We start from the raw sequence: 15,019 nt of genomic DNA, 5'->3' as shown, positions 1-15,019 counted from the left end.
GGACAGGCCGCGCGCGAAGTACGGGGCGGACGAGTCCGGCGCACCCGGCGAACACGGCGAACCTGGTGAGGCCGAAGGGCCGGTAGGAACGACCAGCCCGGAAGAGGCGGACAGGCCGGAAGGCGTGAACAGGCCGGAAGAGCCGACGGGCTCCGGTGAGGGGGCGGGCACAACTCCCCACCGCGACACGGAATTTCACGGGCGCGGTACCGCAACCGCCGCCGACCGGAGCCCGAAGGCTTCTGAAGGCATCGCGGGAGCCCCTGCCGTGGACGCCGGAGCCTCTGCCGTGGGCACGGGAACTCCCGCCGTGGACGCCGGAGCATCCCAGGGCGGCACCGAGGCCCCCGTTGCCGACGGGGCCAGGCCACCCGGCGGCCACGGTGCCGGGCTTCCCGAGGGCGAGGAGGCGGCCGGTATCGCCGCGCTCTCACTGCCCTCGCGGATCTTCGTAGCGATAGCCGTGGCCATCGTCACGGTCGGAATCGCTTTCCACGTGGCGATGGTCTTCTTCCAGACAGCTCCGGACAACACCATCAGCAAGCAGCACGCCGACGTCATCGACTCGTACGTGTACCCCGAATTCGAGCGGAACTGGAAGCTGTTCGCGCCCAACCCGCTCCAGCAGAACATCGCCGTGCACGCCCGCGCCACCGTCGCCAAGGACAGCGGCGACACCGAGACCACGGGCTGGGTCAATCTCAGCGCCATGGACGGAGAGGCGATCCGCGGCAACCCGGCGCCCAGCCACACCCAGCAGAACGAACTGCGGCGCGGCTGGGAGTTCTACGCCGACAACCATGACGAGAAGGGCCGGCCCATAGGGCTGCGCGGACAGCTTTCCGAGGACTACCTGAAGCGCATCGTGATGCGGCGCTTCGGGCCGGAGCTGAACGGCGGCAGCGTCGAGCGCATCCAGGTGCGCTCCGCCGTCACGCCGGTCGCCCCGCCGCCGTGGAGCCAGGAGCGCGTGGACATCAAGACGCAGTACGCCCTCCAGCCCTGGTGGCAGGTCAGCAGCGCCGACCTTCCGGGAGGCGGCCGATGACGGGCCAGGGGCGGTACCAAGCGACAGACCAGGGACGGTACATGGCCATCGGCAGCCCCCGCGCACGCGTCGAACGCGCGGTCTCCCGCGCACTGACCCGGGTCACCGCGCGCGCCCTGGGGCCGTACCAGTCGGCGATCGTACGGATCGGATTCGGCTGTGCCTGGTTCTTCTTCCTGTTGCGCGAGTGGCCGCACCGCCAGGAGCTGTACGGGCCCGACGGGCCCTGGAGCTGGGGGCTCGCCGAGCAGCTGATCGATACGAACCACTCCTTCACGGTGCTGATGTGGTCCAGCAACGACAGCTGGTTCCAGCTCGTGTACCTCCTTGCCATGGCCTCCTCGCTCGCGATGATCCTCGGCTGGCACACCCGGGCCGCGAGCGTGCTGTTCATGGTCGGCGTGCTCTCCTTGCAGAACCGCAGCGTCTTCATGGGCGACGGCGGGGACAACGTCATCCATCTGATGTCGATGTACCTGGTGTTCACCCGCTGCGCGCAGGTGTGGTCCCTGGACGCGCGCCGCCTCGCACGGGAGCGCGAGCGGAGCGGTACGGATGGCCGGACGGATGCTGGTACGGATGCCCGTACGGGCGGTGCCGGCGGGGTGGTGCTGTGGGCGCTGCTCGGCGCCGTGCTGCTCGGCAGCAGCTTCGCGGGCGGCTTCACGGTCGGCTGGGGGATCTTCTACTGGGCGGTGTGGGCCGTCCAGGGCCTGTGGTGGGTGCTCGTGAAGGCGGCGGCACGGAGCGGACGCACGGTGCGCGAGCTGCGGGATGTGTGCGATGTGCTCGCCAACCTCGCGCACAACGGCGTACTGCTCGTCATCATGGTCGAGGTCTGCCTGATCTATTCGACCGCCGGATGGTTCAAGATCCAGGGGACGCGCTGGCAGGACGGCACCGCGGTCTACTACCCGATGAAACTGGACTATTTCACGCCCTGGCCGGAGCTGAGTTCGGTGCTCGCGGGCAGCGGGCTCATGATCTTCCTGGTCACCTACGGAACCGTGGCCACCCAGGTGGCCTTTCCGTTCACCTTGCTCAACAGGCGTGTGAAGAACGTGCTGCTGGCCATGATGATCATCGAGCACCTGAGCATCGCGGCGCTGCTCGGACTGCCCTTCTTCTCGCTCGCGATGATCGCCGCCGACGCGGTATTCCTGCCGACGGTCTTCCTGGTCTGGTCGGGACGCCATGTCTCCGCGCTCGCGGGACGTGCCTGGGGCGCGCTGCCGGGCACGGGGCGTGCGAAAGAGCCCGGCGGGGCGCAAAAGGTCACCTGGGGCGCACGGGGATCCGGCGCACCGGATGAAGGCATACGGGGCGAAGACGTACAGGACGACGGCGTACGGGGCGAAGACGCGCCGGATGGACGGGCACCGGGTGGGCGGGTGCCGGACGGACGGGCACCCGACGGGGGCGTACCGGCCGGGGACGCGGGTCCGGATGCTGTCTCCCGCCACTGAAGGCCCACGTCAGGCGGCCGTAGCGGCCCGTAGGGTAGCCGGGTGACTGGTGGGACGGAATGGGAGAGGTACGCCACCGAGGGCGTGCTGCTGGACGGGTTCCACGCGCTGAAGCACGCGCTGCGCTTCGGCGCGCGGGTGCCCGTCGCGATCGCCAGGGACAAGGCCGCCGCGCTGGCGCTGGCCGCCGACCTGGCGCCCGATCTGACCGGCACCCTTGAGGAACTGCTGAACGAGGTCCCGGGGGAAAGACTGCGGGCCCTCGTGCCCCGCCCGCATCCGACGGGAGTCGCCGCGCTCGCCCTGCGCGACCCCGCACGCGGCGGCGTCCCCCGGGCGAGTACCGGCCGGGACGCGCCTGTCGTCGTCCTGGACAACCCCCGCAACCTCGGCAACGTCGGAGCCGTGATCAGGCTGGCAGCGGGCGCGGGAGCCGGTGGCGTGCTCACCACGGGCGACGCCGACCCCTGGCACCCCTCGGCCGTGCGGGCGAGCGCCGGGCTGCACTTCGCGACGGCCGTCGAACACCGGGAAGTGGCCGCGCTGCCGGAGGGCCCCCTCTATGCCTTCGATCCGGAGGGCGCGGATCTACGGAAGGTGCCGCTCCCCCGGGGCGCGATGCTCGCCTTCGGATCGGAGCGGCACGGGCTCTCGGACGAGGTCCGGGCCCGTGCCGACCATCTCGTCGCGCTGCCCATGGAACCGCAGGTCTCCAGCTACAACCTGGCCACCAGCGTCGCCATGGCGCTCTACCACTGGATGGCCCGCGACACCTGACGCGGCGCGCGGCCGAGGGGCTGACGCGCCGCGCGGCCGGGCATCCGGCGGCCTGTTTCAGTTCACAGGTATCCGGCGACCCGGTTCAGTTCACAGGTATCCGGCGACCCGGTTCAGTTCACAGGTATCCGGTGGCTCGGTTACGGACAGGTGCCTCTGGTCACAGGTAGGGGCCGCCGGTGCGGCCCTGCGCCTCGTTGGCGAGATCCTCCGGTACGGCGCCGGGCGGCAGTGCCCTGCGCATCTGCTCCAACTGCGCGCGCGCCGCCATCTGCTGGGCGAACAGCGCCGTCTGGATGCCATGGAAGAGGCCCTCCAGCCAGCCGACCAGCTGTGCCTGCGCGATGCGCAGTTCGGCGTCGGTGGGGGTGGAGTCCTCGGTGAAGGGGAGGGAGAGCCGCTCCAGCTCCTCGATCAGCTCGGGTGCCAGACCGTCCTCAAGCTCCTTGATCGAGCTTGTGTGGATCTCCTTGAGCCGCGCCCTGCTGGCCTCGTCCAGCGGGGCCGCCTTCACTTCCTCCAGCAGCTGCTTGATCATGCTGCCGATCCGCATGACCTTCGCCGGCTGCTCCACCATTTCCGTCACGGGGACCTCAGCCTGCTCATCGCCATCGCCGTCCCCGCCGCCCTTGGGCGCGGTATTGCTGAGAGCCATCCCGTCGGGGCCCACGACCAGGACCTGGGGGCTCTCCTGCGGCTGTTCGTTGCTGGGCTGTGTCATGCCCCCATTCTGCATCCTGACCCCCTCCACCCGCCGGGCGAGGGCGGGTTCAGCTCCGCCGCATGCGCAGGGCCAGAAAGCCCAGGCCGAGACCCACGAGCGTCATACCGGCGCCGAGCGGCAGCACGGGCAGCACCTGCCCGGACGGCTGGTCGGCGACACGCTCCTCCTCGTCCGCCTTGCCGGGGCGGGCACTGTCGGACTCGTACAGGTTGTGCCGCCCGATGGCCTGTTCGGAGGAGCGGGGCCGCAGGCGCGGGAACCGGACGGACGGGGGAGGTGCGGCAGGCCGCCGGCTCGCCTCGGGCCCCGGGGAGCGGCGGGGCGGGCCGGCGTCGGTGTCCTTGCGCTTCCCGGCCTTGTCCGCGCTCTGGTTCTTGCGTTCTCCGCGCTCTCTGCCGCCTTCCCGGTCGCGTTCCGCTTCGCGGTCTCTGTCGCCTTCTGTGCCGCGCTTCCGGTCGCGTTCCGGGTCGCTTTCCCTGTCCCGTTCTTTGCTGTCCACGTCCCTGTCCGCGTCCCTGTCCGCCCCGCTGTCCGCGTCCCTGTCCGCCCCGCTCTCCGCCGTGCCGGTACTCCCGAAGGGGCCGGGCGTCTTCGAGGGCGGGCCGGGCGGGCCCTGTCGGCCGCCGGGCGGGCGGGTGTCTTCGGACCGTCCCTCGTCCGGGTCAGGAACGCTGGTACGCCGGGGGCGGGGGGATTCGCCGGGTCGCCAGGCCAGCCATTCCTCCCAGGTCTCCCCCGTCTCCCAGCCCTGGTCGGGAGGGTCGAGACGGCCGAGACCGCCGGGGTGTCCGGAGCGGCCGAGCCAGTCGAGACCGTCGGCCTGCCCGGGGCCAGGGGGCCGCGCCTGGGGGCCGAGCCGGGCGGGCCGGGCAGGTGAGGCGGGCCGGTGCGAGAAGCCCGCACCCGGTCCGGCCGACGGCAGCCCCGGGCCGAGGAGCGGCACCGGAGGGCCGGAGTTCTTCCCGCGCGGCGGTGTCAGGTCCGACGGGTCTGACGCGGTTTCGCCCGCGGCCGGCGGGAGCGGAAGCGGCAGCTGCGGAGGCCGGGCCGATCCGGTGCGGCCCGCGCCTTTCGGTGGAGCATCCGGTACGAGGGTTCGCGGCGCACCGGATGCCGGGGACGCAACGGTGCGCGCGCCGGAGGCGCCCGTCCGCCCCGGGGCCGGTTCCGCCGTACGGGGGTGCCGGTCGCCCCTGCCGCTCTCCGGGCCCGCGTCCGGATCCCCCGCCTCCTGGCGGGCGGGCGCCTCCCGGAGGACGCGCACCGCTTCGCCGGTGGCCGGCCACGCGAGCGCGGCGGGTGCGGGGAGAACCAACAAGCCGCAGGTCAGCAGGGAAAATGCCAGGCGCCTGCGCTGAGTGTGCCCCACGGCCGTGACCCTCCCGAGCTGGATGGTCCAGAGACCTCACCAGCGTCACACGGCGTGACAAATGCGGCATTTCGGGCGGACTGGATGGGGGACGTGCCCCTCCTCGGCCTGTTCCCCCACGGCACAGCCCTCTGACCCGCCCGTGCTGCCGGCGGCCCTCGGGCCCGCAGTGCCCGTGTCATCGGCATCCAGCGTCTTGGCGTCGAGGTGCGCGTTCCCGGCGTCCCGGGTATTGGGGCGCCGGGGTACCCCGGGCTCACTGCCTCATGGCTTGGGGAGAACGTTGCTCACAGTCGGTTCACGGCGTCGCTCACGGCTCACGGGGTCACTCACGGTTCCCGGGGTCACTCACGGTTCACGGCGCGGCTCACGGCTTGAGGAGGATCTTGCCGATGTGGCCGCTCGCGTCCATCGCGCGGTGTGCCTCGGCCGCGTCGCGCATCGGGACCGTGCTGTCCACGACGGCCCGCACGCGGCCCTCGGCGATCAGCGGCCACACGTGCTCGCGTACCGCCGCCACGATCGCCGCCTTCTCGGCGGGCGGGCGGGCGCGCAGCGAAGTGGCCGTCACCGCGCCGCGCTTGGCGAGCAGCGCCGCGAGGTTCAGCTCGCCCTTGGTGCCACCCTGCATGCCGATGATGGCCAGACGGCCGTTCACCGCGAGGGACGTGACGTTCCGCTCCAGGTATTTCGCGCCCATGTTGTCGAGGATCACATCGGCACCCTCGCCGTCGGTGGCCGTGCGCAGTTCCTCGACGAAGTCCTGTTCGCGGTAGTTGATCAGGATGTCGGCGCCCAGTTCGGCGCAGCGTTCCAGTTTGGCCGCGCTGCCCGCCGTCACCGCGACCCGGGCGCCCACCGCCTTGGCGAGCTGGATGGCGAGGGTGCCGATGCCGCTGGAGCCGCCGTGCACCAGCAGCGTCTCGCCGGGCCGCAGGTGCGCCACCATGAAGACGTTCGACCAGACGGTGCAGGTCACCTCGGGCAGACCGGCCGCCTCCTCCAGGCCGACGCCCTCGGGTACGGGCAGCAGCTGACCGGTGGGCACCGGCACCTTCTCGGCGTAGCCGCCACCGCCCAGCAGGGCGCACACCTTGTCGCCGACGGCCCAGCCGGACACCCCGGGACCCACGGCGGAGATGCGCCCCGAGCACTCCAGGCCGGGGTACGGGCTGGCGCCCGGCGGCGGATCGTAGAAGCCCTGGCGCTGGAGGAGGTCGGCGCGGTTGACGGCGCTCGCCGCGACATCGACGAGGACCTCGCCTTCCCCTGGCTCGGGGTCCGGGACCTCCGCCCAGACCAGCGCCTCGGGACCGCCGGGTTCGGGAATCGTGATCGCATGCATACGGCCGACGCTACCCGCACGGGTGTCCGCCCGGTGCGCTCAGGCGGCACGGGTACGGCACTCAGGCCGCCGCAGGGGGACGGCGCTCAGGCGGCATAGGTGAAGCGGAGCTTCTGGTCCGGGGTCGGCACATAGCCGTGGTGGCAGCCCGAGCAGAACCAGAACCAGGAGTCTTCCTTGCCCGGTCCCGTCTCGCGGGTGTCCTTCCACAGCAGCCTGGCGGGGCAGTTGGGACAGGTGGGAGGCGGGTCCATCGCGTCATCGTCACGCGTGGCGACCCCGGACACCCGCGAGGCGCGGTACTGCCACCCGAAGGGGTGAGGCCGTCTACCGGAACTCCCCCCGCCGCTCGCCCGGTTCGGGGGTCGTGTGCGAGGCGCGGTGGATGACCACGACCCGGTCGGTGAGCTGGAGCTTGGCGGCCTCCGGGTCGTCGAAGGGCAGTATCCGGTGGCCACGGACGACGGAGACCACCAGGTCGGCGCAGTCGCGCGGCGCGTGGCCCGCCTCCGCCTTGGTGACGGGGCGCTCCTTGAGGTCGAGCCCGGTGCCCTGCTGGATGAGGTCCTCCATGACCGTACTGGCGTACGGGCTGAGCATGGCCAGGCCGAGCAGCCGGCCCGCCGCGCTCGCGCTGGTGATCACCGCGTCCGCGCCGGACTGCCGCAGCAGCGGGGCGTTCTCCTCCTCGCGCACCGCCGCGACGATCTTGATGCGCGGGTTGAGCTGCCGGGCCGTCAGGGTCACCAGGACCGAGGTGTCGTCGCGCTGCGGCGCGATCACGATCTGTTTCGCGCGCTGCACCTCGGCCCGGACGAGCACCTCGCTGCGGGTGCCGTCCCCCTCGACGCCGGCGAAGCCCTCCGCGTTCGCGGCCTTCACCACGTGGGTGTGCGAGTCGATGACCACGACCTGATTGCGGCCGAGCCCCGTCGAAAGGAGCGTCTGGGTCGCCGAGCGGCCCTTGGTGCCGAACCCGACGACGACGGTGTGGTCGCGCAAGGCGGACCTCCAGCGGGAGAGGCGCCACTGCTGCCGGGTGCGGTCCGTCAGAGCTTCGAGAGTGGTGCCGATGAGGATGATCAGGAACAGCACGCGCAGCGGCGTGATCAGCAGGGTGTTGACGAGCCGCGCGCTGTCGGAGCCGGGGGCGATGTCGCCGTATCCGGTCGTCGAGAGCGTGACCGTCGTGTAGTAGAGGCAGTCGAGGAACGACACATGGTGGTCCACGTCGTCGACGTAGCCGCCTCTATCCAGGTAGACCAGCAGGACCGTGATCCACAGGACGGCGAACGCGGCGAGCAGCCGCCGGACGACTTGCAGGATCGGGCTGACGTCGGGGCGCGGCAGCAGGACCTGGCGTTGGGGCTCGGAGGCGCTGTCCTCGTCCTTGGAACTGCGCAGCCGCCTCACCACGGCAACTCCAGAACCGGTACGTCCGTTCCCGGAGCCGCGCCGAGCGGCGGGATGACGGCGAGCGCGTCGGCCGAGGCGATACCGCGCAGCATGGCGGGCCCCGCGAAGCGCAGCGGACGGATGCGGGCCCGGATACCCGAGCCCTCACGGAGGACGGGCACCAGCCGGGTGTCGTGCGGGTGGCCGGGCACCTCCTCGCCCAACGCGGCCTGCTGCGGCACGGGTTCGGCACGTCCGGCGAGCGCGCGCAGCAGCGGAGCCGCAAGGGTCACCAGTCCGGAGAGCGCCGCGAGCGGATTGCCGGGCAGGCCCACCAGATGGGTGCGGCGCGGCTGCCGCTCGCTGCCCTCCGGGGCCGGGCGGCCGGCTTTCCGTGCTTCATCCGGCAGCGCGGCCAGCAGCATCGGGTGGCCGGGGCGTACGCGTACGCCCTGGACGAGCAGTTCGGCCCCCAGCCGCCGCAGCGTGGGCCGGAGGTGATCGACGGGGCCCGCCGCCGTCCCTCCGGTGGTGAGGACCACATCGGCCGTGGTCGTCGCGATCGCCTCGTGCAGCGCTTCGGCGTCGTCGCCCAGCCGCCGGGTGGCGGTCACCTCGGCGCCCAGAGCTGCCAGCCACGGCCCGACCATCGGGCCGAGCGCGTCCCGGATACGGCCGTCGTGCGGGAGCCCGCTGGGGAGCAGTTCGTCGCCGAGGACGAGGATTTCGGCGCGGGGCCGGCGCACGGCATCCAGTGCGTCGTAGCCGGCGGCCGAGGAGAGGCCCAGCACGGCCGGGGTGATGAGCACGCCGCTGGGGAGCAGTTCGTCGCCCTTGCTGCACTCCTGGCCGCGTGGCCGTACGTCGGTGCCCGGTTGGGGCGGGCTCGCGGTGCGCAGCCGCCCGTTGCCGGTCGGTTCGGCGTACTCGGACCGCAGGACGGCGCTGGTGCCGGCCGGTACGCGGGCGCCGGTGGCGATACGGACCGCCTTCCCGTCGGCCAGCGGCGGCGGCTGGGACATGTCGCCCGCCAGGATGCCGTGGCCCTCGGCGCCCTCCGGCCCGTGGACCAACTCCCATGGCCCGGGCCCGGAGACGGCCCAGCCGTCCATCGCGGAGGTGTCGAACGAGGGCAGGTCGGTCAGGGCCCGCAGGGGCGCGGCCAGGGTGTGGCCCAGCGCGCGGTCGAGCGGCAGCGTGGTACGGGGGAGTGGTGCTGCGGCGCGGAAGGCCAGCGTGACGGCCTCGGCCCACTCCGGACGCGGAGGCTTCCATGCATCCGGCCGCATACCGGAGTCTCCCGTTCCGCCCTGGCATCCGGTCGTGCGCGAAGTGGCGCCCGGGTGGGCTCCGCCGTGCGGCTCCGGATGACGCGGGGGCGCATCGAAGGTGTCATCGACGTCGTACACGTCCCCGTCGCGCCGGACGCCGCCGGAGCCCGGGCCCGAGTCCCCTCCGGAGGCCGGGCGGGAGCCGGATCCCGGGCGGGAGCCGGATGCCGAGCCGGGGCCGGGGTCGGTGCCCGATCTGGGCGCGGGAGCGTATCCCGTGCCGGGGGCGACGCGCCGGGAGGCGCGCTCGGCCCCCTCGTCGAGCGCTTCTTGCTGGTCCTCGCTCCACTGGATGCGCCGAATCCGCTTGAGCCGGGGCGCGGGCGGTGCCGGGGGCCGGGTCCTGCCACTGTTGGCCAGGGCGATGGCTTCGTCGAGTTCGTCGGACCCGCTCATCGTTCGTCTTCCGCGTCCTGGGAGTTCGCCCGTTCCGCGCCGGTGTGCTGGGAGCGCGCCGAATCCGATTCCGTGCTCCGGGCGGACGAATCCGTGCTCTGGGCGGGCGTTGGGGGACCCTGGTCCTCGTCCGACCAGCGGCGGGCCAGCTCCGCCGCCTTGGCCGCCGCGCGTGCGACATCTTCCGGTGCGCCACCGGCACGCCCTGCCGCGTAGCCCACCAGGAACGTGGTGAGGGGCGCCGCCGGACGCGCCACCCCGTGCGCGGCGTCGCGGGCGAGGTCGAGCAGCGTCGCGGCATCGACCTCGGTCTCGATGCCCAGTTCGGCCTTGACTGCGGTGATCCATTCATCCAGCACGGTGCCATGCTCCCTGATACGGGCGCGCGCTGTGGCGATGTCGTCCCAGGTGTCGCAGTCCAGCGCGGCGGCCACGGCGGAGGGAGAGGTCACACGGTGAAGCTTCAGCCCCGACAGCAACAAGCGCAACGGCAGCCCCGAAAGGTATCCGTACTCGGTACGCAGCAGGGCGAGTTCGCGGCGCAGCGGCTCGGCGCGGTAGGCGGCCAGCAGCGGCTGGTCGCGGCCGTCATGGACGACGGCGCCCTCGTACCCCGGGGGAATGTCCAGCAACTCGCGCACCGTATCCGCACCCAGGAACGGCAGATCCGCCGAGACGACCAGCACGGGGTCCACGGGGGCCCGGTGGGTCACGGGGATGTGCCCGCCGCTCGCGGCGCGGGCTGCCCCGTCCGCGCTGTCGGCTCTCCCGGCGCCCTCGCGGGCTCCGGGCTCATCGAGAGCGCCGAGGCGGCTCAGACCGGCGTACAGGCCCGTGAGCGGGCCACCGCCCGGCGGGTCCTCGCGCGCCCACGCGACCGGGCGGCAGGTCGGCCGACGCGGGCCCACGACGACCGTCACCGAGGCGTCGGCGCAGGCGCTCAGTACGCGGTCGAGCAGCGGTCGGCCGCCGACCGTGACGGCCGGTTTGTCCGTGCCGCCCAGCCGACTGGCTCCACCGCCCGCCAGTACCAGCGCGCCATAGGCCCGCCGTGGCTCATCCGCGCCGGGCGTTACGGGTGGGGTGCGCGGGGGTCCGGATGCGTGGGTCACGCATCAGAGCGTACGGAGAAGCATCGCCGGCCGCTCCACGCAGTCCGCGACATGGCGCAGGAAGCCGCCCGCCGTGCCCCCGTCGCACACCCTGTGGTCGAAGGTGAAGGAGAGCTGGACGACGTCCCGCACCGCGAGTTCACCCCCGGCCACCCAGGGTTTGCGGGCGATACGTCCGACGCCGAGCATCGCCGCCTCCGGATGGTTGATGATCGGGGTGGACCCGTCCACGCCGAAGACGCCGTAGTTGTTGAGCGTGAAGGTGCCGCCGGTCAGTTCGGCGGGCGAGAGCGTGCCGGTACGCGCGGCCTCGGTGAGCCGGGCCATCTCCATCGACAGCCGCTCGGCCGAGAGCGTGTGCGCGTTCCGCACGACGGGGACGACCAGCCCTCTGTCGGTCTGCGCGGCGAAGCCGAGATGCACCTCGGGCAGGACGACGATCTCCCGGGCCTCGGTGTCCACGGTCGAGTTCAGCTCGGGGAACCGGGTGAGCGCCGCCGTGCAGACGCGCGCCAGGAGCGCCAGCAGGGAGATCTTGGGCCGTGCCGCGCCGTCCGGCCCGCCCGCTTCACCGGATGCCCGTGCGGATGCCGGTCCCGGCGCTGATGCGGATGCCGATGTCGCGGGCGCTCCGTGCCCCGGCGGTGCGTTCATCTCCCGGCGCAGGGCGAGCAGTTCACTGGCGTCCGCGTCCACCCAGCAGCTCGCGTCGGGGATCTCGTCGCGACTGCGGGACATGCGCTCGGCGGCGGTGCCCCGGATGCCGCGCAGGGGGATACGCCGGGCGCCGTGCCGCGCGGCGTACCCGGAAGGCACACCGGGTGCCCCGGCACCCGAGGCAGGCGAGGCATGCGGGGCAGGCATGGCGGGCGTGGCACCGGATGCCGGCTGCGCAGGGGCGGACGCCTCCTGTATGGCGCGTTCCACATCGGCGCGCAGGATCAGCCCGTCCGGGCCCGTGCCCGTCATCTCGTCGAGATCGACTTCGTGTTCGCGGGCCAGACGGCGTACCAGGGGCGAGATGACCGCGAGGGGGCGGCCCGGTGCTGCCTCGGCGCTGTCTCCGGCGCCGTGCTCGCCGCGTCCGGCGGGGGTGGGCGCGGCGGCTGGTGCGGGGCCGGCTGCGGGGGCCTGTGCGGCGTCGTACCGGCCCGTGGCCGGCCGGGACTCCCCGGCGCCCGCTCGCGGACCCGTGCCCGCTCCAGGGCCGGCTGCCGCCCCTGTCCCCACTCCTGTTCCCGCTCCCTGTGCGCGCACGGTGGCCTGGGGGCGCCGTTTCGGGGCCGGGCCGGTGCCGTAGCCGACCAGTACATTTCCGGAGCCGCCCACGTGTTCGGGCTCGGGGGAGCGGCCCGCCCCAGTGCCCGCAGCCGCGCCGGTATCCGTCCCGGTATCCGTCCCGGTGGCCGTTTCGAGGCCCGCCCCGGCGCCTGCCACATCGGCCACCTCGGGGCCGACCGCGACCGTGATCAGCGGGGCGCCCACGGGCACTTCGGCGCCCTCCGCCGCGCTGTGCGAGGTCACCACTCCCCCGTACGGGCAGGGCACGTCCACCAGTGCCTTGGCGGTCTCGACCTCGACGACGGGCTGGTCCACCCGCACCGTGTCGCCCACCGCCACCAGCCAGCGGACAATTGTCGCCTCCGTCAGCCCCTCCCCCAGGTCGGGGAGGGTGAATTCGCGGACCTCACCCATCAGCGCACGCCTCCGTCCGGATGCCGGGTGCCCGGCCCGTTCGCCGGGCCCTCGGTCCATCGGCTCTCCCACTGGAGGCGCGCCACCGCGTCCAGAATCCGGTCCACGCCCGGCAGATGATGCCGCTCCAGCATCGGTGGAGGATACGGGATGTCGAATCCGGCGACGCGCAGTACGGGAGCTTCCAGGTGGTGGAAGCAGCGCTCGGTGATCCGGGCGGCGATCTCCGCACCGGGGCCCGCGAATCCGGGCGACTCGTGGACGATGACCGCGCGCCCGGTGCGGCGTACGGAGGCGGCGGCCGTCTCCTCGTCGAAGGGCACCAGGGAGCGCAGGTCCACCACCTCCAGATCCCAGCCCTCGGGCTCCTCCCGGGCCGCTTCGGCGGCCTCCAGGCAGACCTGCACGGAGGGGCCGTAGGTGAGGAGCGTCGCCGAGGTGCCGGGGCGGCGTACGACGGCCTCGCCGATGCCGGGGACCCGCTCGGGCTCCTCCGGATTCCAGTCGGCCTTCGTCCAGTAGAGCCGCTTGGGTTCGAGGAAGACCACCGGATCGTCGGAGGCGATGGCGGCGCGCAGCAGCCCGTAGGCGTCCGCGACGGTGGCAGGGGTGACGACGTGGATGCCGGGCGTCGCCATGTAGTACGCCTCGGAGGAGTCGCTGTGGTGTTCGACACCGCCGATGCCGCCTCCGTACGGGATTCGCACGGTCACCGGCATGGGGAGGCCGCCACGGGTGCGGTTGCGCATCCGGGAGACGTGCGAGACGAGTTGCTCGAAGCCGGGGAAGGCGAAGGCGTCGAACTGCATCTCCACGACCGGCCGCAGCCCATACATCGCCATCCCCACCGCGGTACCGAGGATCCCGGCCTCGGCCAGCGGGGTGTCGCCGCACCGGTCGGGCCCGAAGCGCTCGGCCAGCCCGTCGGTGACCCGGAAGACCCCGCCCAGGGTGCCCACGTCCTCGCCGAAGACGTGCACCTCCGGATCCTCGGCCATCGCGTCCCGCAGCGCGCGGTTGAGCGCCTGGCCCATCGTGGCGGGCTTGCGGGCCACCGCGCCCGCCTCCTTTGGCGGCCTGCGCACCGCTGTGCTCATCGGGTCTCCTTCCCCGCCCCGGCACGGCCCGCCGACTCCTCGGCCGCCAGCTCGGCGCGCAACTGGTCCTCCTGCTGCCGCAGTTGTGCGGTCTGCCCGGCGTAGACGTGGCCGAACAGCTCCCACGGATCCGGCCGCGGATCCTCGTTCATCCGGTCGCGCAGCGCGGCTGCCTGCCGGTCGGCGGCCTCCTCGGCCTCCCGTACGGCCCTGTCGTCCAGGAGGCCGCGCTCTCGCAGTTCGCGCTCCAGGAGTGTCACCGGATCGTGTGCGCGCCAGGTTTCGACCTCGGCGTCGGCGCGGTAGCGCGTCGCATCGTCCGCGTTCGTGTGCGCCTCCAGCCGGTAGGTGACGGCCTCCACCAGCGTGGGCCCGCCGCCGGCGCGCGCGTGCTCCAGAGCGCCGCTGAGCACCTCGTGGACGGCCGCCGCGTCGTTCCCGTCCACCAGCCGCCCCGGCATGCCGTAGCCGACCGCCTTGTGGGCCAGGGACGGTGCGGCCGTCTGCTTGTCGAGCGGTACGGAGATCGCGAAGCCGTTGTTCTGCACCAGGAAGACCACGGGTGCCTGCCATACGGCCGCGAAATTGAGCGCCTCGTGGAAGTCGCCCTCGCTGGTGCCGCCGTCCCCGACCAGCGCGAGCGCCGCGAGCCGGTCGCCCTTGAGCCGGGCGGCGTGCGCCAGGCCCACGGCGTGCGGCAGCTGGGTCGCCAGGGGAGTGCACAGCGGCGCGACCCTGGTGGCGCGGGAGTCGTACCCGTGGTGCCAGTCGCCCCGCAGCAGGGACAGCACCTCGACGGGATCCAGCCCGCGTGCGACGGCGGCGAGGGTGTCGCGGTAGCTGGGGAAGAGCCAGTCCTCCTCCCGGAGGGCCAGCGCGGCCCCGACCTGGCACGCCTCCTGGCCCCTGGAGGACGGGTAGACGGCGAGCCGGCCCTGCTTGGTGAGCGCCGTCGCCTGCTCGTTGAACCGGCGGCCGTGCACCACCGCGGTGTGCAGGCGCCGCAGCAGCTCGTCATCGGGCCGTGCCCCGCCCCGCGCCGGACGGCCGCCCTGCTCCGCCGCCCGGGCATCCATCGCGCCGAGACCGAGCACGCGGTACGGCACGGCATCCGGGAGGAGGGGCTCCGGGTCCGTGCGAGGGCGCCAGGACGGCGGCGGCGCGGGGGTGTAGGCACCGTGCTGCTCCAGGACCGTCATGTGAGCACCTCCTCGTGGGGCGGGTCGCGGCGTGGTGCACCGGCGAGCCGGGGCAGGCCACCGGC

13 protein-coding genes are annotated in these 15,019 nt (G+C 73.1%); 3 read left to right on the top strand and 10 right to left on the bottom strand.

The genetic code is table 11. From position 1 onward, the window contains the following. The first annotated feature begins 289 nt into the window (after positions 1-289). Genes ABD339_RS12290 through ABD339_RS12280 form a run of 3 tightly spaced genes read left to right on the top strand, consistent with a single transcriptional unit; the run spans position 290 to position 3,291 of the window. The gene (locus ABD339_RS12290) at positions 290-1,048 is read left to right on the top strand and encodes a DUF5819 family protein (protein ID WP_344565226.1); all 759 of its coding nucleotides are present in this window, start codon (positions 290-292) and stop codon (positions 1,046-1,048) included. A gap of 41 nt (positions 1,049-1,089) precedes the next feature. Further along, positions 1,090-2,514 carry an HTTM domain-containing protein gene (locus ABD339_RS12285; RefSeq protein ID WP_344565224.1) on the top strand — a complete coding sequence of 475 codons (1,425 nt, stop codon included), beginning with the start codon at positions 1,090-1,092 and terminating at the stop codon, positions 2,512-2,514. A gap of 42 nt (positions 2,515-2,556) precedes the next feature. Further along, entirely contained in the window at positions 2,557-3,291 is a 735-nt protein-coding gene (locus ABD339_RS12280) for a TrmH family RNA methyltransferase (protein ID WP_344565222.1), read from the top strand. Positions 3,292-3,451: 160 nt separating this feature from the next. Here the strand turns inward: ABD339_RS12280 and ABD339_RS12275 are convergent, their stop codons facing one another. The 10 genes from ABD339_RS12275 to pdhA form a co-directional block, all read right to left on the bottom strand. Beyond that, positions 3,452-4,012: a bacterial proteasome activator family protein gene (locus ABD339_RS12275; protein ID WP_344565220.1), complete on the bottom strand. Its 561-nt coding sequence runs from the start codon at positions 4,010-4,012 to the stop codon at positions 3,452-3,454. Between the two features lie 49 nt (positions 4,013-4,061). Further along, entirely contained in the window at positions 4,062-4,958 is an 897-nt protein-coding gene (locus ABD339_RS12270; protein WP_344565219.1) for a hypothetical protein, read from the bottom strand. Between the two features lie 793 nt (positions 4,959-5,751). Then, positions 5,752-6,729: an NAD(P)H-quinone oxidoreductase gene (locus ABD339_RS12265; protein ID WP_344565217.1), complete on the bottom strand. Its 978-nt coding sequence runs from the start codon at positions 6,727-6,729 to the stop codon at positions 5,752-5,754. A gap of 86 nt (positions 6,730-6,815) precedes the next feature. Continuing rightward, complete coding sequence (locus ABD339_RS12260; protein WP_344565215.1) at positions 6,816-6,983, bottom strand: hypothetical protein; 168 nt, start codon at positions 6,981-6,983, stop codon at positions 6,816-6,818. Positions 6,984-7,056: 73 nt separating this feature from the next. Then, positions 7,057-8,145: a potassium channel family protein gene (locus ABD339_RS12255; protein ID WP_344565213.1), complete on the bottom strand. Its 1,089-nt coding sequence runs from the start codon at positions 8,143-8,145 to the stop codon at positions 7,057-7,059. Continuing rightward, entirely contained in the window at positions 8,139-9,851 is a 1,713-nt protein-coding gene (locus ABD339_RS12250) for a molybdopterin molybdotransferase MoeA (RefSeq protein WP_344565211.1), read from the bottom strand. The genes ABD339_RS12255 and ABD339_RS12250 overlap by 7 nt, the downstream gene beginning before the upstream one ends. After that, positions 9,848-10,885, bottom strand: coding sequence for a DUF6457 domain-containing protein (locus ABD339_RS12245; RefSeq protein ID WP_344565629.1), 1,038 nt, complete (start codon positions 10,883-10,885; stop codon positions 9,848-9,850). The genes ABD339_RS12250 and ABD339_RS12245 overlap by 4 nt, the downstream gene beginning before the upstream one ends. Before the next feature lie 81 nt (positions 10,886-10,966). After that, entirely contained in the window at positions 10,967-12,658 is a 1,692-nt protein-coding gene (locus tag ABD339_RS12240; RefSeq protein WP_344565209.1) for a dihydrolipoamide acetyltransferase family protein, read from the bottom strand. Then, a complete protein-coding gene (locus ABD339_RS12235) occupies positions 12,658-13,755 on the bottom strand; it encodes an alpha-ketoacid dehydrogenase subunit beta (RefSeq protein ID WP_344565207.1) in 1,098 nt (365 codons plus the stop codon). Before ABD339_RS12235 ends, ABD339_RS12240 begins: the two co-directional genes overlap by 1 nt. Next, the gene (gene pdhA, locus ABD339_RS12230) at positions 13,752-14,954 is read right to left on the bottom strand and encodes a pyruvate dehydrogenase (acetyl-transferring) E1 component subunit alpha (RefSeq protein WP_344565206.1); all 1,203 of its coding nucleotides are present in this window, start codon (positions 14,952-14,954) and stop codon (positions 13,752-13,754) included. The genes ABD339_RS12235 and pdhA overlap by 4 nt, the downstream gene beginning before the upstream one ends. Between the last annotated feature and the right edge of the window lie 65 nt (positions 14,955-15,019).

The organism is Streptomyces axinellae, from assembly GCF_039532135.1.
In the GTDB taxonomy this organism is placed as follows: domain Bacteria; phylum Actinomycetota; class Actinomycetes; order Streptomycetales; family Streptomycetaceae; genus Streptomyces; species Streptomyces axinellae.
This window is presented reverse-complemented; position numbering and strand designations above follow the sequence as displayed.

Coding starts and splice junctions, on each gene's coding strand:
- ABD339_RS12260 (WP_344565215.1), bottom strand. CDS start 6,983: ATGGACCCGCCTCCCACCTGTCCCAACTGCCCCGCCAGGCTGCTGTGG.
- ABD339_RS12265 (WP_344565217.1), bottom strand. CDS start 6,729: ATGCATGCGATCACGATTCCCGAACCCGGCGGTCCCGAGGCGCTGGTC.
- ABD339_RS12240 (WP_344565209.1), bottom strand. CDS start 12,658: ATGGGTGAGGTCCGCGAATTCACCCTCCCCGACCTGGGGGAGGGGCTG.
- ABD339_RS12250 (WP_344565211.1), bottom strand. CDS start 9,851: ATGAGCGGGTCCGACGAACTCGACGAAGCCATCGCCCTGGCCAACAGT.
- ABD339_RS12275 (WP_344565220.1), bottom strand. CDS start 4,012: ATGACACAGCCCAGCAACGAACAGCCGCAGGAGAGCCCCCAGGTCCTG.
- pdhA (WP_344565206.1), bottom strand. CDS start 14,954: ATGACGGTCCTGGAGCAGCACGGTGCCTACACCCCCGCGCCGCCGCCG.
- ABD339_RS12285 (WP_344565224.1), top strand. CDS start 1,090: ATGGCCATCGGCAGCCCCCGCGCACGCGTCGAACGCGCGGTCTCCCGC.
- ABD339_RS12235 (WP_344565207.1), bottom strand. CDS start 13,755: ATGAGCACAGCGGTGCGCAGGCCGCCAAAGGAGGCGGGCGCGGTGGCC.